General features: G+C 70.4%; 17 protein-coding genes. 4 read left to right on the plus strand and 13 right to left on the minus strand.

Annotated features, from left to right (window positions below):
• Positions 1-3: 3 nt before the first annotated feature.
• From mmsA to OG257_RS26350, 5 genes are all read right to left on the minus strand, one after another.
• Positions 4-1,524 carry a multiple monosaccharide ABC transporter ATP-binding protein gene (mmsA, locus tag OG257_RS26330; RefSeq protein WP_329215358.1) on the minus strand — a complete coding sequence of 507 codons (1,521 nt, stop codon included), beginning with the start codon at positions 1,522-1,524 and terminating at the stop codon, positions 4-6.
• 35 nt (positions 1,525-1,559) lie between these two features.
• The gene (gene chvE, locus OG257_RS26335; RefSeq protein ID WP_329211358.1) at positions 1,560-2,666 is read right to left on the minus strand and encodes a multiple monosaccharide ABC transporter substrate-binding protein; all 1,107 of its coding nucleotides are present in this window, start codon (positions 2,664-2,666) and stop codon (positions 1,560-1,562) included.
• Positions 2,667-2,668: 2 nt separating this feature from the next.
• Complete coding sequence (locus OG257_RS26340) at positions 2,669-3,658, minus strand: hypothetical protein (protein WP_329211360.1); 990 nt, start codon at positions 3,656-3,658, stop codon at positions 2,669-2,671.
• Between the two features lie 93 nt (positions 3,659-3,751).
• Positions 3,752-4,771: a zinc-dependent alcohol dehydrogenase gene (locus OG257_RS26345; RefSeq protein ID WP_329211361.1), complete on the minus strand. Its 1,020-nt coding sequence runs from the start codon at positions 4,769-4,771 to the stop codon at positions 3,752-3,754.
• The gene (locus OG257_RS26350; protein ID WP_329211363.1) at positions 4,768-5,922 is read right to left on the minus strand and encodes a mandelate racemase/muconate lactonizing enzyme family protein; all 1,155 of its coding nucleotides are present in this window, start codon (positions 5,920-5,922) and stop codon (positions 4,768-4,770) included. Before OG257_RS26350 ends, OG257_RS26345 begins: the two co-directional genes overlap by 4 nt.
• Before the next feature lie 111 nt (positions 5,923-6,033).
• Between OG257_RS26350 and OG257_RS26355 the strand changes: the two genes are divergently transcribed.
• Complete coding sequence (locus OG257_RS26355; protein ID WP_329211365.1) at positions 6,034-6,816, plus strand: EI24 domain-containing protein; 783 nt, start codon at positions 6,034-6,036, stop codon at positions 6,814-6,816.
• 12 nt (positions 6,817-6,828) lie between these two features.
• Positions 6,829-7,437 carry a LysE family translocator gene (locus tag OG257_RS26360; RefSeq protein WP_329211367.1) on the plus strand — a complete coding sequence of 203 codons (609 nt, stop codon included), beginning with the start codon at positions 6,829-6,831 and terminating at the stop codon, positions 7,435-7,437.
• A gap of 16 nt (positions 7,438-7,453) precedes the next feature.
• Here the strand turns inward: OG257_RS26360 and OG257_RS26365 are convergent, their stop codons facing one another.
• The 3 genes from OG257_RS26365 to OG257_RS26375 form a co-directional block, all read right to left on the minus strand.
• A complete protein-coding gene (locus OG257_RS26365; RefSeq protein ID WP_443054487.1) occupies positions 7,454-9,376 on the minus strand; it encodes a flavin monoamine oxidase family protein in 1,923 nt (640 codons plus the stop codon).
• A 124-nt stretch (positions 9,377-9,500) separates the two neighbouring features.
• Positions 9,501-10,493, minus strand: a complete 993-nt coding sequence (locus tag OG257_RS26370; protein ID WP_329211369.1) for an aldose epimerase family protein — start codon at positions 10,491-10,493, stop codon at positions 9,501-9,503.
• An 11-nt stretch (positions 10,494-10,504) separates the two neighbouring features.
• A complete protein-coding gene (locus OG257_RS26375) occupies positions 10,505-11,419 on the minus strand; it encodes an SGNH/GDSL hydrolase family protein (protein WP_329211371.1) in 915 nt (304 codons plus the stop codon).
• 362 nt (positions 11,420-11,781) lie between these two features.
• Here OG257_RS26375 and OG257_RS26380 point away from each other — a divergent pair, with 362 nt between their 5' ends.
• Positions 11,782-12,276, plus strand: a complete 495-nt coding sequence (locus OG257_RS26380; RefSeq protein WP_329211373.1) for a DUF3145 domain-containing protein — start codon at positions 11,782-11,784, stop codon at positions 12,274-12,276.
• 152 nt (positions 12,277-12,428) lie between these two features.
• Here OG257_RS26380 and fabF read toward each other — a convergent pair whose 3' ends face one another.
• From fabF to OG257_RS26405, 5 genes are all read right to left on the minus strand, one after another.
• The gene (fabF, locus tag OG257_RS26385) at positions 12,429-13,691 is read right to left on the minus strand and encodes a beta-ketoacyl-ACP synthase II (protein ID WP_329211375.1); all 1,263 of its coding nucleotides are present in this window, start codon (positions 13,689-13,691) and stop codon (positions 12,429-12,431) included.
• Positions 13,692-13,770: 79 nt separating this feature from the next.
• Positions 13,771-14,019: an acyl carrier protein gene (locus OG257_RS26390; protein ID WP_014045780.1), complete on the minus strand. Its 249-nt coding sequence runs from the start codon at positions 14,017-14,019 to the stop codon at positions 13,771-13,773.
• Positions 14,020-14,082: 63 nt separating this feature from the next.
• Entirely contained in the window at positions 14,083-15,084 is a 1,002-nt protein-coding gene (locus OG257_RS26395; RefSeq protein ID WP_329211377.1) for a ketoacyl-ACP synthase III, read from the minus strand.
• A gap of 13 nt (positions 15,085-15,097) precedes the next feature.
• Positions 15,098-16,012 (minus strand): ACP S-malonyltransferase, encoded by a 915-nt coding sequence (locus OG257_RS26400; protein WP_329215362.1) that lies wholly within the window; start codon positions 16,010-16,012, stop codon positions 15,098-15,100.
• Positions 16,013-16,101: 89 nt separating this feature from the next.
• Complete coding sequence (locus OG257_RS26405; RefSeq protein WP_329211379.1) at positions 16,102-17,301, minus strand: PucR family transcriptional regulator; 1,200 nt, start codon at positions 17,299-17,301, stop codon at positions 16,102-16,104.
• 81 nt (positions 17,302-17,382) lie between these two features.
• Between OG257_RS26405 and OG257_RS26410 the strand changes: the two genes are divergently transcribed.
• On the plus strand, positions 17,383-18,051 hold the full coding sequence (locus tag OG257_RS26410; protein WP_329215364.1) for a pirin family protein: 669 nt from the start codon (positions 17,383-17,385) through the stop codon (positions 18,049-18,051).
• Positions 18,052-18,061: the final 10 nt, after the last annotated feature.

Here is an 18,061-nt window from a genome sequence, read left to right on the forward strand (position 1 = left end):
CCGTTACCTCTTGTCGCTGGTCATGTGGCGCATCAGAACTTCCTGGGTGGCCTCCGCGCGCGGGACCTCCCCGGTGAGCCGGCCTGCGGACATCGTGTAGATGCGGTCGCACATGCCGAGCAGTTCAGGCAGTTCCGAGGAGATGAGGACGACCGCCCGCCCTTCGGCGGCGAGCTTGTCGATGACGGTGTAGATCTCGAACTTCGCGCCGACGTCGATGCCCCGGGTCGGCTCGTCCAGGATCAGCACGTCCGGACCCGCGAAGATCCACTTGCTGAGGACGACCTTCTGCTGGTTGCCGCCGGAGAGCCGGCCCACCTGCTCGAAGACGGTCGGGGCCTTGATGTTCATCGAGGTGCGGTACGACTCGGCGACCCGGGTCTCCTCGTGCTCGTCGACGATGCCGCGCCGCCCCACCTTCCCCAGGGCGCTGAGGCTGATGTTGCGGCCGATGGTGTCGATGAGGTTGAGGCCGTACTGCTTGCGGTCCTCGGTGACGTACGCGATGCCGTGCCCGATGGCCTCGGGGACCGTACGGGTGCGGATCTCCCGGCCGTCCTTCAGGACCCGGCCGCTGATGCCGCGGCCGTAGGACCGGCCGAAGACGCTCATCGCGAGCTCGGTCCGGCCCGCGCCCATCAGCCCGGCGATCCCGACGATCTCGCCGCGCCGGACCTCCACGGAGACACCGTCGACGACCTTGCGGTGCTGGTCGATGGGGTGGTGCACCGTCCAGTCGCGTATCTCCAGGGCGGGATGGGCCCCGGACTCGCCCTCGTACGGAGAACGCGGCGGGAAGCGGTGGTCGAGATCGCGCCCGACCATGCCGCGGATGATCCGGTCCTCGGTGGTCGACTCCGCCGCCACGTCCAGGGTCTCGACCGTACGGCCGTCCCGGATGACGGTCACCGAGTCGGCCACGGCGGCGATCTCGCCCAGCTTGTGCGAGATGATGATCGAGGTGATGCCCTGGCCCTTCAGCTCCTTGATCAGCCGGATGAGCCGTTCGCTGTCCGAGTCGTTGAGCGCGGCCGTCGGCTCGTCCAGGATCAGCAGCCGCACCTCCTTGGCCAGCGCCTTCGCGATCTCCACGAGCTGCTGCTTGCCGACCCCGAGGTCGGCGACCCGCGTCTGCGGGTGCTCGTCCAGACCGACCCGCTTCAGCAGCGCCGCCGCGTGCCGGAGCGTTTCGTTCCAGTCGATGACGCCGCGGCGCGCGTGCTCGTTGCCGAGGAAGAGGTTCTCGGCGATGGAGAGGTACGGCACCAGGGCGAGCTCCTGGTGGATGATCACGATGCCGCGCGCCTCGCTGGCCCGGATGTCCTTGAAGGCGCAGGGCTCGCCGCGGAAGAGGATGTCCCCCTCGTAACTGCCGTGCGGGTGCACGCCGCTGAGGACCTTCATCAGGGTCGACTTGCCGGCCCCGTTCTCCCCGCAGATCGCGTGCACCTCGCCCTCGGCGACGGTCAGCGAGACATCGGAGAGGGCCCTGACCCCGGGGAAGGTCTTGACGATGGACCGCATCTGGAGGACGGGTCCGCTGCCGCCCAGTGGCCCGCTCACTTGAGGTCGCTCTCCTTGATGTAGCCGGAGTCCACCAGCTCGGCCTGGTAGTTGGTCTTGTCGACACTCACCGGGTCGAGCAGGAAGGACGGCACGACCTTCTTCTCGTTGTTGTACGTGGTGGTGTCGTTGACCTCGGGCTTCTTGTCGTTCAGCACGGCGTCCGCCATCTGCACGGCCTGCTTGGCGAGCGCCCGGGTGTCCTTGTAGACGGTCTGGGTCTGCTGGCCCGCGATGATCGACTTCACCGAGGCGACCTCGGCGTCCTGCCCGGTGACCACCGGGTAGGGCTTGGCCTTCGTGCCGTAACCGTCCGACTTGAGCGCCGAGATGATGCCGATCGAGATGCCGTCGTACGGAGAGAGCACCGCGTCCACCTGCGCCGAGGAGTACGCGCTGGTGAGCAGGTCGTCCATGCGCTTCTGGGCGGTCCCGCCGTCCCAGCGCAGGGTGGTGACCTGGTCGAGCTTCGTCTGCTTGGAGCGGACGACGATCTGCTTCTTGTCGATGTACGGCTTGAGGGTCTTCCAGGCGCCCTGGAAGAAGTACCGGGTGTTGTTGTCGTCCGGCGACCCGGCGAACAGCTCGACGTTGAAGGGGCCCTTGGCGCTGCCGTCCTTCAGCCCGAGCTTCTCGATGATGTACCCGGCCTGCAGCTCGCCGACCTTCTCGTTGTCGAAGGAGGCGTAGTACGCGACGTCCTCGGTGCCGAGGATCAGCCGGTCGTAGGAGATGACCTTGACGCCCTGCTCGCCGGCCTGGCGCAGCACATCACCCAGCGCACGGCCGTCGATGGCCGCGACCACCAGGACGTCCACACCCTTGGTGATCATGTTCTCGATCTGCGAGACCTGCTGGTCGACGTCGTCCTCGCCGTACTGCAGATCGGTCTTGTAGCCGAGCTTCTTGAACTCGGCCGCCATGTTCTTGCCGTCGGCTATCCAGCGCTCCGACGACTTGGTCGGCATCGCGATGCCGATCGTGGATCCCTCGCCGCCCTTCTTCTCCTCCTTGCTGCCGCCCTCGCCGCTCTGCCCGCAGGCGGCGAGAGCGAGGGAGAGTGCGATGACGGTTGCTGCAGCTGCGGCTCGTGTGGTGCGCATGGTCAGTCCTTCGGGGTGAGAGGGAACCGGTTGAGCCGGCCGGGAAGGCGGGATCCGAGCGGCGACATGTTGCCGTCGGCGCCGTGCCGGGCCAGCAGATCGAGGGCGAGGCGGCCGCGCCGGACGCGCTCGCGGGCCGAGTTCAGTGCGACATCGCGCAGCTGATGGCCGTAGGGGTAGATGCCGGGGGTCCTGGAGAGGCCGAACTTCAGGTAGATGGGGGCGCCGCGGCGTACCAGCTCGGCCGCCTCGTACATCCGCACATAGCCGCCGAGGTCGTCCGGCGCCTCGATGTAGAGGTCCATCGGGGCCCGGGAGACCCGGCGGATCTCGGTGAACTGGGCGAGCGACAGGTCCGACGGGATGTTGATCGAGTCGGCGCCGAGCTGCTCGAACACGGAGTACGAGGCGGGGTTCACCGGTCCGATCAGTGCCGAGACCTTGAAGGTGGTGCCGGCCGGCAGGAGGCCCTGCTCACGCATCCGGTGCAGGGTCCACAGGACCCCCTCGTCGGCCACGAGCAGGCAGGTGACGCCCAGCCCGGTGGCCCGCAGGGCATCCTCGACACAGCCGGCGAGGGCGTCGTGGCCCCGGGAGCGCAGCCCTGCGCCGCCGGAGTCGGTGCGGACCGAGGCCCCGGTGTCCCAGGTGCCTCGCGGACCCGTGAACAGGCAGAGCTCGATGTCGCGTTCGGCGCAGCCCTCCACCATCTCGGTGATCTCCGCGTCCGTCAGCATCCAGATGCCGCTGCCCTGGCTGATGCGGTGCACGGGGACGCCGAGGCGGGCGGACTCCTTCAGGACGACACCGAGGGCCTCCGGACCCTCCACGGACGGCACCTCGGTGCGCCAACTCCCGCCGTCGGGGAAGGAGTGCGGGGAGGCGTCGGCGGAGGACAGGGGCGCGGCGCCGAGTCCGAGCGCGGTGAGTACGGCGTCGCCGGGGCGGCGGGGGCCGACGGCACCAGGGGAAGAGACTGAGACGTCGTTCACGACTGGTCCTTCATGTTCGGTATTTCGGACGAAGTTCGGATCATGGGGTGTGCGCCGGTACGCGCGGGTGCGGAGCAACTCAGGGCGGACCCGTCACGGGCGCAGCAGCACCTTCCCGGTCTCCGGACCCCCGGCGCCGACCAGCGCCACCGCCTCGGCGAACCGCTCCAGCGGGAACTCATGGGTGATCAGCGGCGCCGGATCGAGCAGCCCGGCAGTGAACGCCCGCACCGCGTACGACCAGGCGGACGACGGCGCCCCGAAGACGCTGCGCACGGTGAGCTGGCTCAGCGACAGGTGCACCGGATCGATGCCCACGGCTCCCGGGGTGAACATCCCGGTGAGCACCACCCGCCCGCCGCGCCGTGCGAGCAGACACGCGTCGGCCGCGGTCGACGGGGCGCCGGCGGTCTCCACGACCAGGTCGTAGCGGCCCCGTACCTCCATCGCCTCCTTCGGGGTACGGGCCTCGCCCGCCCCGAAGTCCAGTGCCAGGGAAGCCCGTTCCTCCCGCGGGTCGATCACGGTCAGCTCCGAGGGCGACACCGCCGCCAGCAGCTGGACCGCGAGCAGCCCCAGCGTCCCCGCCCCCAGCACCGCGATCCGCTCACCGGGCTCGGGAGACCCGGCCCGCACCGCCGCCGCGATCACCGCGGCGGGCTCCAGCAGGGCCGCGGCCCGCAGGTCGGCGTCGTCGGAGAGCAGGTGCAGCAGGCGGGCCGGGACCACCACGTGGTCGGCGAACGCGCCGGGCCGGGTGAAGCCCGTCTCGTCGTACCCGGCCGTGCACAGGGAGGTCTCCCCGTACCGGCACCGCTCGCAGCGCCCGCAGGACCGGAAGCCCTCGGCGACCGTACGCCGCCCGAGCAGCGCGGGATCGACACCCTCGCCCACGGCGTCGACGGTCCCCGACCATTCGTGACCGGGCACCAGCGGATAGCGCACATAGGCCGGGTCCCGGTGGCCGTCGTACACCTCGCGGTCGCTCATGCAGATTCCGGCCGCGGCCACCCGCACCCGGACCTCGCCGGGGCCCGGCTCCGGGAGCGGCCCCTCGGAGAGCCGGTGGCTGCCGGGCCGCTCGATGGTCAACGAACGCGAGAGCGACGTCACTTGGGCTGCCTCTTCTCCCAGCCGTCGGCCCACAGGTCGAACCGTGCCTGCTGCTGCGGGAATTCGGCAGCGGCGTCCACATCCAGCTCCACGCCGAGCCCGGGGGCGTGGGAGAGTTCGAAACAGCCGGTGGCGGGATCGACGTGCGGTGCGCCCTTGACGACCTTCTTGATGTCGGCGTCCGCGAAGTCGTTGAAGTGTTCGAGGATCTTGAAGTTGGGCGTGCAGCCCGCCAGCTGGAGGCTGGCCGCCGTCAGTACGGAGCCGCCCACGTTGTGCGGGGCGATCAGCGTGTAGTGGGTCTCGGCGGTCGCGGCGAGCTTGCGGGCCTCCAGGATGCCGCCGATGTGGCCGACGTCCGGCTGGATGATGTCGGCGGCCTGCGACTCGAAGAGCTCACGGAACTCGATCCGGTCGTGGATGCGTTCACCGGTCGCGATCGGCAGGTCGACCTTCTCCGCCACCTTGCTGAGCGCCTTGAGGTTCTCCGGCGGCACCGGCTCCTCCAGCCAGGCAGGCCTGAAGGGCGCCATCTCGCGGGCGATCCGCACCGCCGTCGACGGGCTGAACCGCCCGTGCATCTCCAGCATCAGCTCGGTGTCGGGCCCGATGGCGTCCCGTACGGCCTCGATGAGGGACACCGCGTACCGGGTCTCCTCCTGGCCGAGCTCGAAGTGACCCGTACCGAAGGGGTCGATCTTCAGGGCACGGTAGCCGCGCTCCACGACCGCCTGCGCCGCCTTGTGGTACGCCTCGGGGGTGCGCTCGGTGGTGTACCAGCCGTTCGCGTACGCCTTGACCCGGTCGGTCACCTTCCCGCCGAGCAGCTGCCAGACCGGGACCCCGAGGGCCTTGCCCTTGATGTCCCAGCAGGCCATCTCGACGACCGCGATGCCGGACATCACGATCTCGCCGGCCCGCCCGTAGTCGCCGTACTTCATGCGGCGCACGAGGTCCTCCACCGCGAACGGGTCGGACCCCGTGATGTGATTGGTCGAGGCCTCGTGCAGGTAGCCGACCAGCGCATCCGTGCGCCCCAGCATCCGCGTCTCTCCGACTCCGGTGAGGCCCTCGTCGGTGTGGACCTGGACATAGGTGAGGTTGCGCCACGGCGTGCCGACGACATGCGTGCTGATTCCGGTGATACGCACGGCTGTTACCTCTCGACTGTTCGATATTTCGTCACTCGTTCGAAATGCTGGCGTGACGGTAATGACGGGCCCGGGGCAGTGTCAATGGTTCGCGCAAGTACGCTGACGCATATGAGTGATCTCGGGGCGGGTTTCGGCTACTTGATAAAGGGACAACGCTGGGCCTTCGGGCACGGCCGGTGGTTCGGATTCGGTCTCCTGCCCGGCCTCGTCACACTCGTCGTGTACGCGGGCGCGCTCATCGGACTCGGTTACGGCGGCGACGACTTCGTCGCCTGGGCCACCCCCTTCGCCGACGACTGGTCCTCGCCGTGGCTGGGGCTGCTGCGGAACACCCTGGTCGTCCTGGTCTTCGTCCTCGGGCTGTTCCTGGCGGTCGTCACCTTCACGGCGGTCACCCTCCTGGTCGGCCAGCCGTTCTACGAGTCGCTCTCCGAAGAGGTCGACCGCAGCGAGGGCGGCGAGGTGCCCGAGTCGGGGCTGCCGCTCTGGCGCGAGCTGTGGATCTCCGCCGGCGACTCCGTCCGCATCCTGCTGCGCGTCGCGCTGTACGGGGTGCTGCTCTTCGCCCTCGGATTCATTCCGGTCGTCGGGCAGACGGTGGTCCCCGCCCTGGGGTTCTGCGTCACCGGCTACTTCCTCGCCCAGGAGCTCACCGCCGTGGCACTCCAGCGCCGCGGCATGGTCCTGAAGGACCGGCTCGTGATGCTGCGCGGGCGCCGCATGCTGGTGCTCGGCTTCGGTGTCCCGCTCGCTCTGTCCTTCCTGGTCCCGTTCGTCGCCGTCCTCCTGATGCCCGGAGCCGTCGCCGGGGCCACGCTGCTGGCCCGCGACCTCACGGCGCCCCCTGCTCCGGCACCCGCCCCGTCGCCGTACACCCTTCACAAGGACTGAGGAGCGCCCGCCATGACCGAGATCCTCGCCGTCGCCCTCATCACCCTGCTCGCGGTCATCAGCCCCGGCGCGGACTTCGCGATGGTGGTCCGCAACAGCTACCTCTACGGCCGTCCGTCCGGCCTGCTCGCGGCCACCGGAGTTGCCGCGGGCGTCCTGGTCCACGTCACGTACACCATGCTCGGCGTCGGCCTGCTGATCGCCTCGTCCACCGCCCTGTTCACCGCGATCAAGCTGGCAGGCGCGGCCTACCTCGTCTACATCGGCGTACGCACCTTCCTCGACCGCGGCGACCTCACCGTCGACCTGGGCGAGAAGCGAAGCCTGAGCGGACTCGAGGCCCTGCGCACCGGCTTCCTCACCAATGTGCTGAACCCCAAGACCACGCTCTTCGTCGTGTCCACCTTCACCCAGGTCGTCGGGCCGGACACGGCCCTGTGGCAGCAGGCGGGCTACGGGCTGTTCATGTCGCTCGCCCACTTCGGGTGGTTCGGTCTGGTGGCCCTGTTCTTCTCCCACTCACACCTGCGCACCGCGATGCTGCGCCGCCAGAAGGCCCTCAACCGCACCATCGGCTCGGTCCTGGTCGGCCTCGGCGTCACCCTGGGCCTGGCCCGCTGAACCGCTCCCGGCGGTCTCAGCCGCCGTGGACCTCCAGAGCCGTCCGCACGGCCGACTCCAGCGCGCCCTCGATCCAGGCGGGCTTGATGGACGTGTGGCAGCCCGCGAAGTGCAGCGGCCCCTCCGGGGTGCGCACATCGGGGAACAGCTCGGTGTGCTGGCCGGGCAGGAGCACCGACGCCTCGCCGTACGCGTACGGGTCGCGCATCCACGACTGGGTGCGGCCCACGCCCGTGTAGAAGACCTCGATGCGCTGCCCGTACACGTCCTGGACTCCGCCCAGCGTGCGCGGGTAGCGCTCGTCGTCGTCCAGCGAGTCCCACTTCAGGGCGTCGTCGGCCCAGCTGTACGAGGCGAGCAGGACCCCGCCGTCGCTGCCCTCGACCGGGTGCGAGGGCTGGTACATGAAGCGGTTGGCGTTGTCGGTCACCGAGCCGCCGCCGATGACGTGCGCCGCCTCGGGCTGGTTGCGGGCGGTGGCCCGGCAGGCCGCGTAGTGCACCCGCTGGTTGGGCGGAATGTGGCCGCCGGGCACCGACGGGTGGGCGCCCAGCAGCGAACCGTCGGCCGGCGCCCTGCCCAGCCGGTAGTCGTCGTACAGGCCGGGGCGGACCTCGTCCAGCTCCCGCCTCCAGTCCGCCTCGTCGAACTCCCACCAGCGGCGGCTGAATTCGAGCAGCACCTTGGTCGCCGCGTCGTAGTGGACCTCGGTGATCGCGCGCCGCTTGCCGTACGAGAGCGCGGGCGTGACCGGGATGTGCCGCAGCCCGGAGAAGGGCACCGTGACGATCGCCCGGTCGCCGGTGAAGGTCTCCCGGACGACGGGACCGCCCCGGCCCTCGGAGACCGTCTCGACGCTCACCCCGTCCTCGGTGTGGCTGATCCGGGTGGCCCGGCGGTCCAGGTGGACCAGGTCCTCGACCTTCGCGTACATCGCGTCGGCCAGCGTGGCGGTGCCGTCGGGCAGCTCGAAGAACGAGGTGGCCGGGCTGATCAGCGAGGCCCCGATGAAGCTGTGCAGGAAGGCGAGGTGGAGGCGCGAGGTCATGTTCTCGACGGTGCCGATGAGGTCGACGGTGCGCTCGTCGAGCCCGGCCACCTCGGTCAGGTACCGGAACATCGAGAAGTGCCCGTACCGCTGGAGCACGGTCGCCCAGCCCTCGACAAGGGCACTGCCCTCCTTGCCCTCGATCTCCTTGCGCACCGGAGCGAACGCGTCCCGGACGATCTGCGAGGCGGGTGTGCTCTCGTAGGCCGCGGGCACACCGAAGGACCTGTTGACCGACTGCGGCTTCGCCGCGTAGTCGGCGCGGCGGACCCGGACACCGTTGACATGGATCCAGGTGCGGTTGGCGGGACGCCCCTCGCCGTCCACGTCGACCAGGTGGAAGCGGCGGGTCTTCAGCCCGAGGGCTGCCATCAGTCCGGTGACCAGCGGGTGGCTGTCCGGGATGCGCATCGCGCCGGCCTCGGCGTACTGCTTCGGATCGGCGAAGGGCTGCTCCGACTGCTCGTGGCCGCCCGCCCGGAAGGTCTTGATGCGGCCGCCCACACGGTTGCCGTTGGCCTCGATCACGGTGACCGTGTGACCGGCCTCGTGGAGCAGCCGCGCCGCGGTGAGCCCGGCCGGTCCCGCGCCGACGACGAGGACCTTCTTGCGCGCGGCGGAGGTGCGGGGCAGACCCTTCCCCAGCAGGACCTCACGGTAACCGGGCACCAGGTCACGGTCGTTCTCGTCCCGCACGAGGACGGCGCGGGCGACGGTGAGGCAGTCGTCCCAGTCGGAGGCGGGTGCGGCAGCCGCGGCCCGGGGCACCGCGGCACCCGCGGACGGGGCGGCGGCGGTCACGGCGAGGGCCGCCGCGCCGGCGGTGGCGCCTGCGATCAGGGAGCGGCGGGAAGGCAGGACGGGCGATGAATCAGCGGTGTTTAACATCATGTCGATCACCCTGCTGCGTGAGGCCGTCCGGGGGAGCCGCGGACGCGCCCCCACGGCCCCGATTCACCCGCCGGTGATCTTGCTGAATCGGTGTTGACGCAGGTCATCGCGGTGGATTCGGGTGTCAGCGCACCGAGAAGCCGTACACCGTCGTGGACTCGAACACCTCGCCCGGCCGCAGCACCGTGCTCGGGAACTCCGGACGGTTGGGGGAGTCGGGGAAGTGCTGCGTCTCCAGCGCGATCCCGGCGCACGGCACGAACGGCCGCCCCTCGAAATGGTCGGCGGTGTACAGCTGCAGACCCGGCTCCGTCGTACGGACCGTCAGCAGCCGCCCCGAGGCGGCGTCGTACAGCTCGGCCACCGGCTCCTCGCCGGTCGCGTCGAGCACGTAGTTGGTGTCGTACTCCGGGCCCACCGGCCTGGGCTCCCGGAAGTCGAACCGGGTCCCGTCCACCGGAGCGAACTCGCCCGTCGGAATGGACTCGGCGTCCGACGGCGTGATCAGCCCGGCCGCGAGCCGCAGTTCGTGCCCGAGCGCGCTCCCGCTGTCCGCGCCGGCCAGATTCCAGTACGTGTGATTGGTCAGGTTCACCACGGTCGGCGCGTCCGTCGTTGCCCGGTAGGCGATCCGCAGCGCCCCGCCCTCGTCCAGGGTGTACGTCACCGAGACCGCCAGCCGGCCCGGGAAGCCCTCCTCGCCGTCCTCCGCGACCAGGGAGAGCCGCACACCGTCCGGTACCTCCTCGGCGTCCCACACCCGCTTGTCGAAGCCGCGCGTCCCGCCGTGCACATGGTTGCGGCCCTCGTTCGGCGTCACCCGGTGCGTCTGCCCGTCGAGTACGAAGGCGGCGCCCCCGATCCGGTTCGCGTACCGCCCGACCAGGGCGCCGAAGTAGGGACCGGTGTACTTCTCGTAGTCCGCGACGTCCGGCAGCCCGAGGGCCACCCCGGCCCGGGTGCCGTCCCGGCCGGGCACCTCCACCGACTGCACGACGGCGCCGTACGTCAGCACACGCACCCGCGTGCCGTCCCGCTCCAGGGTCCAGCGCCGGACGGCGGTGCCGTCCGCGAGGGTGGAGAAGTCTTCGCCGTGTGCCGCTGTACCCGTCGTCATGATCACGGACTTTACGCGGGGGGTCCGGCCGCCGTGACATTGCGGTAAGCGATCTCGGCCAGCCTGGCCTGGCCGTCACGGCCGGGGTGGAACCAGTCCCACTGGCTGAGCTGCTCGCCGGTGAACCGGTAGTCGAACACCGCCCCGCCGTCGTACCGGCAGCGCAGATCCTTCGCGCAGACGTCCCGCAGGACCTCGTTGTACGCGACGACCCGCTCCTGCACCGCGTCGCGCCGCGCGACGGCCGCCGTGCCCATGTCGTCCGCGTCGCCCAGCATCGACCGGCAGATCCCGAGCTTCCAGATCTGCTTGCCCAGCGCGTTGCCCCGCCCGGTCGACCAGAGCCGCTTGAGGTCCGGCACGCTCGACACGTACACCTGGGCCTTCGGCGCCGCCCCGCGCAACTGCCGCATCGACGCCTCGAACGAGGCCCGGAAGTCCGCCACCGGAGTCATGAGCCGCACCGAGTCCCGGCAGGCGTCGTTGGCGCCGATCATCACCGTCACCAGGTCCGGCTTCTCCTTGGCGGCCAGCACCATCTGCTCCGGCAGCTGGGCCATCCGGGCTCCCGACACGGCGTGGTTCCAGCTGTGCGAGGGCGCCTTCGACGCGCCGAGCAGCCGTTCCGCGAGACTGTTCACCCCGTCGTCCGTGCCGGTCGCCCACGACACCTCCGGGCAGTCGGCGAACACCGAGCAGGCGTCGAAGCCCCGGGTGATGGAGTCCCCCACGGCGGCGATGGACGCCGGGCTCACATCCCACACCCGGACCGGCGAGGGAGAAGGGCTCTGCGGCCTGGCCGCGCCCTTCGTGGTCGCGGACGAACCACCGGTGCAGCCCGTCAGCGCGGCGGCACCGACGAACGAAAGAGCCGTCAGCACGGCGGCGACACCGCGGACACCACGGCGTGACGAACACTCAGGCATCCCAGTTTCCCCTCCGGTCACACAGGTGATTGTGCCCCTGGCACAACCCGACAGCCCCAGGTGGTGGGCCCGCGCGCCCTCGCGGGTGAATGCTGGGGAATCATGGGCCCAGGACCGACGGTACGTCACACGCCCGGCCCCGGCGCACGGTAGCTTTTCCCCGTCGAACCAGTGACGCCTTGCCGGCCGGCATCCGAAACGGGCAGCTCCGGTAAGTTACCTCACGTCACATACTGTCCCTTTTCAGGAGATTCACTCCCGATGCTGTTTACTGTTGACAACCTCGGGAGCCGACCGGGAAGAGGCGGTACGGGCGCGAGGCCGCTGGGGAAGGCGAACCTCGTCCCACACTGGAGGTCCCGGTGACGACACGTGGAGTCCTGTACGTTCACTCCGCACCGCGCGCGCTGTGCCCGCACATCGAATGGGCAGTGGCGGGCGTACTCGGTGTGCGGGTCCAGCTCGACTGGATCAGACAGCCGGCCGCCCCCGGTACCTGGCGGTCCGAATTCTCCTGGAAGGGCAGAGCCGGCACCGCGTCCCAGCTCGCCTCGGCCCTCCGTGGCTGGGACCTGCTGCGCTTCGAGGTGACGGCTGAGCCGTGCCCCACGGCGGAGGGCGAGCGCTACAGCTCCACGCCCGGCCTCGGCATCTTCCACGCGGTCACCGGCATGAACGGCGACATCCTGATCCCCGAGGACCGGTTGCGGGCGGCCCTGGCCCGGTCCGTGAGCGGCGAGAGCGACCTGGAGGCGGAGGTCGCCAAGCTCCTGGGCAAGCCCTGGGACGACGAGCTGGAGTCCTTCCGCCACGCCGGCGAGGGCGCGCCCGTCCGCTGGCTCCACCAGGTGGTGTGACCCGGCACCTCGGCCCGCCCTGACCCGGGACAGGCCGAGCTGAAACGTTTGTCCTCCGTGCCCCGCACGGCCCGGCGCAGCCCCGGGCACGGCCCGCGCAATGCAGGAGGCCCGCCTCCCGGACGGGAAGCGGGCCTCGCGGCAGTGACGGGTCAGACCGAGCGGAACGCCAGGACGACGTTGTGGCCGCCGAAGCCGAACGAGTTGTTGATCGCGGCGATCGAACCCTCCGGCAGTGCCCGCGGCTCACCGCGGACGATGTCGGCCTCGATCGCCTCGTCGAGGTTGTCGACGTTGATGGTCGGCGGTGCCAGCCGGTGGTGCAGCGCCAGGACCGTCGCCACGGTCTCGATGCCGCCCGCGCCACCCAGCAGGTGACCGGTCATCGACTTCGTCGCGGAGATCGCGACATGGTCCAGGTCGTCGCCCAGCACCGCACGCAGCGCCTTGATCTCCGCAATGTCACCCTGCGGCGTGGACGTGGCGTGCGCGTTCAGGTGCACGACCTCCGACGGCTTCAGGTCCGTGGCGTCCAGCAGGTTCTGCATCGCGGCGGCGATGCCCCGGCCGGTCGGCTCGGGCTGCGCGATGTGGTGGGCGTCCGCGGACAGGCCCTGCCCCAGGACCTCGCAGTAGACCCTCGCGCCGCGCGCGGCGGCGTGCTCCGCGGACTCCAGGATCACGACTCCCGCGCCCTCGCCGAGGACGAAGCCGTCACGGCCCGTGTCGTACGGGCGCGAGGCCTTCTCGGGCTCGTCGTTGCTCTTGGACATCGCCATCATGTTGGCGAACGCGGCGATCGGCAGCGGGTGGATCGCCGCCTCGGTGCCGCCGGCGACGACCACATCGGCACGGCCGGTGCGGATCATCTCGACGGCGTACCCGATGGCCTCGGCACCCGACGCGCAGGCGGAGACCGGGGTGTGGACACCGGCCTGGGCGTTGACCTCGAGGCCGACGTTGGCCGCCGGGCCGTTGGGCATGAGCATGGGAACGGTGTGCGGGGAGACGCGGCGTACGCCCTTCTCCTTCAGCACGTCGTACTGGTCGAGCAGGGTGATCACGCCGCCGATACCGGAGGCGATGACCGAGCCCAGACGCTCGGGCTGGATCTTCTCGTCCTCACCGGCCTTGCCGGTGAAGCCGGCGTCCGCCCAGGCCTCACGGGCCGCGATCAGCGCGAACTGCGCCGAGCGGTCCAGCTTGCGGGCGAGCGGGCGGGGCAGGACGTCGCCCGGGTCGACAGCCGCGAGGGCGGCGATCCGGACAGGCAGTTCGGCGAAACGTTCGCCCTCGAGGGGCTTGACGCCGGAACGACCGGCCATCAGACCTTCCCAGGTCGATGCGGAGTCGCCACCCAGCGGAGTGGTTGCGCCGATACCGGTGACGACCACGGTGCGATTGGTCGGGCTCACTGGAAAATCTTCTCCACGTGTAGAGGGTCGTGAATCAGCGGCGCCACCGCCGGGTGGCGACACACGGGACGGGCTCGGATCAGCCCTGGTGCTTCAGGATGTAGTCGGCAGCGTCGCCGACCGTCTTGAGGTTCTTGACGTCCTCGTCGGGGATCTTGACGTCGAAGCGCTCCTCGGCGGCGACGACGACCTCGACCATGGACAGCGAGTCGACGTCCAGGTCGTCGGTGAAGGACTTGTCCAGCTGGACGTCCTCGACCGGGATACCGGCGATCTCGTTGACGATCTCGGCGAGACCGGTGACGATCTCTTCCTGAGTGGCGGCCATTTTGGCGCTCCTTCGATGTGTTTCTGCGGGGTTCGGGCGTACGGGCCGAAAGGTCCGGTGTGCCTAGGGGAGGGTAACGACCGTCGCGGCGTAGACGAGACCCGCCCCGAAGCCGATGACGAGCGCCGTGTCGCCGCTCTTGGCCTGACCGGTCGCCAGGAGCCGCTCCATTGCGAGCGGAATCGAGGCGGCCGACGTATTGCCGGTGGTTTCCACGTCACGCGCGACCGTGACGTGCTCCGGCAGCTTGAGAGTCTTCACCATCGAGTCGATGATCCGCATATTGGCCTGGTGCGGAATGAAGACGTCCAGGTCTTCCGGGGTGATCCCGGCCGCCTCCAGCGCCTGCTGGGCGACCTTGGCCATCTCGAAGACGGCCCAGCGGAAGACCGCCTGACCCTCCTGCGTGATCGCCGGGAACTTCTCCGGACGGTCGGCGTGGAAGACGTCCCACGCCACGGTCTGCTTGATCGTTCCGGACTTGTCGCCCTCGGAGCCCCAGACCGTGGGGCCTATGGCCGGCTCCTTGGCGGGGCCGACGACGACCGCACCCGCGCCGTCGCCGAACAGGAAGGCCGTCGCGCGGTCCTCCAGGTCGGTGAGGTCGCTGAGGCGCTCGACACCGATGACGAGGACGTACTCCGCGGAACCCTCGACGATCATGCCCTTGGCGAGCGTGAGGCCGTAGCCGAAGCCCGCGCAGCCGGCGGAGATGTCGAAGGCCGCGGGCTTGCCCGCGCCGATCTTGTGGGCGATGTCGGTCGCGATCGCCGGGGTCTGCTGGAAGTGCGAGACGGTGGAGACGACCACGGCGCCGATCTGCTCGGGAGTGATCCCGGCGTCTGCGATCGCCTTGCCGGCGGCCTCCACGGACATGGCCGACACGGTCTCCTCGGGGGAGGCCCAGTGGCGGGTGGCGATACCGGAGCGGGAGCGGATCCACTCGTCGGACGAGTCGATCGTCTCGAGGATCACCTCGTTCGGCACGACACGGGTCGGGCGGTAGCCGCCGACACCCATGATCCGTGCGTACGGGGCGCCCTTGCTGGGCTTGATCTTCGACATGCTCTCGGGCTCCTTAGGCGCCTGCGTGCTCGGAGATGAGCGCGCGGGCCGCGTCGAGGTCGTCGGGGGTCTTGAGCGCCAGGGTCTTCACGCCGGGCAGCGCGCGCTTGGCGAGGCCGACGAGGGTGCCTCCGGGGGCGGCCTCGATGATGGCCGTGACCCCGAGCTCCTTGAAGGTCTCCATGCACAGGTCCCAGCGGACCGGGTTGGCGACCTGGCCGACGAGCCGCGAGATGACCTCGGCGCCGTCGGCGACCGTCTTCCCGTCGGCGTTCGACACGTACGTGACCTTCGGGTCGGCTACCGTCAGGGCACCGGCGGCGGCACGCAGCTTCTCCACGGCCGGAGCCATGTGGTGCGTGTGGAAGGCGCCGGCCACCTTGAGCGCGACCACGCGGCGCACACCCTCGGGCATGTCCTCGGCCAGCGCGGCGATCTGTGCCGCGGTGCCCGCTGCGACGATCTGCCCGCCACCGTTGACGTTGGCCGGGGTGAGTCCCAGCTTCTCCAGGTGAGGGACCGTTACGGCAGGGTCGCCGCCGAGCAGCGCGGCCATGCCCGTCTCGGTGACCGCGGCGGCCTCGGCCATGCCGAGCCCCCGGGTCCGTACGAAACGGAGCGCGGCCTCGTCGCCGATGACACCGGCGAGCGCTGCGGCGGTGATCTCACCGACGCTGTGGCCGGCGACGGCGCCGGGCGAGGCGTCGAGGGCGGCGGCCGACAGGAGACCCGCGGCGACCAGCAGCGGCTGTGCCACCGCCGTGTCGCGGATCTCGTCCGCATCGGCCTTCGTGCCGTAGTGGGCAAGGTCGAGCCCGATGGCGTCGGACCAGGCCGCGATGCGGTCGGTGGCACCGGGGAGTTCGAGCCAGGGAGTCAGGAAGCCGGGCGTCTGAGCGCCTTGGCCGGGAGCGACGAGTACGAGCACACTCACACTCTCTCTTGTGGACGGCTCCTCACGCCCGTGGGGACAGGGACGAAGAACCGTCAGGGGAATTGTTGAAGTCCGACAAAAGTCTAGGACTGAGGATCTCCGGCGGCCAAGCGCCCCAGGATGAGGGCGATCCGCAGCGTGAACGCGGAGCGGACGTCGGACGGCGACCAGCCGGTGACGTCGGTCACACGTCGTAGCCGGTAGCGGACGGTATTGGGGTGCACGAACAGCATCCTGGCGGCGCCCTCAAGGCTGCTCGCCTGCTCCAGATAGACACTCAGCGTCTCCAGTAGCGCCGAACCGGCCTCTTCGAGCGGTCTGTAGATCTCCTCCACCAACTGATCCCGCGCGGCAGGGTCGCCCGCCATCGCACGCTCCGGAAGGAGATCGTCGGACAGTACGGGCCGCGGCGCGTCCTGCCACGCCGAGCACGCCTTGAGTCCGGCGGCTGCGGCCTGCGCGGACCGGGTGGCGGCGAGCAGGTCGGGCACCACGGGACCGGCGACGACGGGACCGGCCGCATACGGGCCGATCAGCGATTTCGCGACGTTCAGCGGGTTGTCGCTGCCGCCCGCGATGACGACCAGGCGGTTGCCCAGCACCCCGGTCAGGACCTGGAGCTTGGCGTGCCGGGCCGCCCGCCGGATCGCCTCCACGGTGAGTTCGCTGTCCCCGTCCGGAGCCGTGCCGAGGAGGACGCAGACGTGTTCGGGGGAGTTCCAGCCGAGCGCCGCGGCCCGCGACACGGCACCCTCGTCGGCCTCGCCGGACAGCACCGCGTTCACCACGAGGGACTCCAGCCGGGCGTCCCACGCGCCGCGCGCCTCGGCGGCCTGCGCGTACACCTGGGCGGTCGCGAAGGCGATCTCCCGGGCGTAGACGAGAAGCGCCTCGCGCAGCACCGACTCGTCGCCGGGAGCCGCCACCTCCTCGATCGCGGTCTCCATCACCTCGATCGTCGTCCGCACCATCTCGACGGTCTGCCGCAGCGTGATCGCCCGGGTCAGCTCGCGCGGAGCCGTACCGAACACATCGGTGGAGATGGCCTGCGGCGCCTCCGGGTGCCGGAACCACTCGGTGAACGCGGCGATCCCGGCCTGGGCGACCAGACCGATCCAGGAGCGGTTCTCCGGTGGCATCGCCCGGTACCACGGCAGCGTCTCGTCCATGCGGGCGATGGCGTTGGCGGCAAGCCGGCCGGAGGCCTGCTCGAGCCGCTTGAGGGTCGCGGCATGGAGGTGGGCGGCGTTCGCGGCGGGCTGCTCAGGATCGGGTCGGGGCACGGACACAAGACTGCCTTATCGGGGCAGCGGTACGGAGGGGCGGGGCCGCGGGTCGCCCCGCAGGGCTACCGTGGAGCCGTGATGGACGTACGCCGCTCCGGCGACCGCTTCCGCGGTGGGGACCCGGCCCCGGGTGTCTCCGTGGGCATCGAGACGCTGCACGCATTCTCCTTCGGGCGCTTCTACGACCCCGACAACCTTCGCTTCGGGCCGGTACTGGCCTGCAACGAGGAGCGTCTCGCTCCGGGGGCCGGCTTCGACGAGCATCCGCACAGCCACACCGAGATCGTCACCTGGGTGGTCGAGGGCGAGCTCACCCACCGCGACTCCGCCGGCCACGCCACCGTCGTACGGGCCGGTGACGTCCAGCACCTCAGCTCGGCCGGCGGGGTGCGGCACGTCGAACGCAATGACGGGGAGGACCCGCTGACGTTCGTTCAGATGTGGCTGTCCCCGCTGACACCCGGCGGGGAACCCTCGTACACGCATGTCGCCGGGATCGCCGACTCGACCCCGTACGCGCTCCCGGAAGCGCGCGCGATGCTCCATGTCCGCAGGCAGGCCGAGGGCGAGCGCACCGCCGTGCCCGATGCGGCGGGCGTCTACGTCCACGTCGTACGGGGCGAGGTCCGCCTCGACGGCGAGGAGCTCGCGGCGGGCGACTCGGCGCGGATCACGGAGTCCCGGGGGCTGGAACTGCTGGCCCTGACGGCCGCCGAGGTGCTGATGTGGGAACTCGGGCAGGTGTGAGGGGCGGCCG

This window comes from Streptomyces sp. NBC_00683 (assembly GCF_036226745.1).
Classification (GTDB): domain Bacteria; phylum Actinomycetota; class Actinomycetes; order Streptomycetales; family Streptomycetaceae; genus Streptomyces.

What these genes read in the sequence shown, in the direction of transcription:
- mmsA (WP_329215358.1), bottom strand. Translation starts at nt 1,524, where the DNA reads ATGCGGTCCATCGTCAAGACCTTCCCCGGGGTCAGGGCCCTCTCCGAT.
- chvE (WP_329211358.1), bottom strand. Translation starts at nt 2,666, where the DNA reads ATGCGCACCACACGAGCCGCAGCTGCAGCAACCGTCATCGCACTCTCC.
- OG257_RS26355 (WP_329211365.1), top strand. Translation starts at nt 6,034, where the DNA reads ATGAGTGATCTCGGGGCGGGTTTCGGCTACTTGATAAAGGGACAACGC.
- OG257_RS26360 (WP_329211367.1), top strand. Translation starts at nt 6,829, where the DNA reads ATGACCGAGATCCTCGCCGTCGCCCTCATCACCCTGCTCGCGGTCATC.
- OG257_RS26365 (WP_443054487.1), bottom strand. Translation starts at nt 9,376, where the DNA reads ATGATGTTAAACACCGCTGATTCATCGCCCGTCCTGCCTTCCCGCCGC.
- OG257_RS26370 (WP_329211369.1), bottom strand. Translation starts at nt 10,493, where the DNA reads ATGACGACGGGTACAGCGGCACACGGCGAAGACTTCTCCACCCTCGCG.
- OG257_RS26375 (WP_329211371.1), bottom strand. Translation starts at nt 11,419, where the DNA reads ATGCCTGAGTGTTCGTCACGCCGTGGTGTCCGCGGTGTCGCCGCCGTG.
- OG257_RS26390 (WP_014045780.1), bottom strand. Translation starts at nt 14,019, where the DNA reads ATGGCCGCCACTCAGGAAGAGATCGTCACCGGTCTCGCCGAGATCGTC.
- OG257_RS26395 (WP_329211377.1), bottom strand. Translation starts at nt 15,084, where the DNA reads ATGTCGAAGATCAAGCCCAGCAAGGGCGCCCCGTACGCACGGATCATG.
- OG257_RS26410 (WP_329215364.1), top strand. Translation starts at nt 17,383, where the DNA reads ATGGACGTACGCCGCTCCGGCGACCGCTTCCGCGGTGGGGACCCGGCC.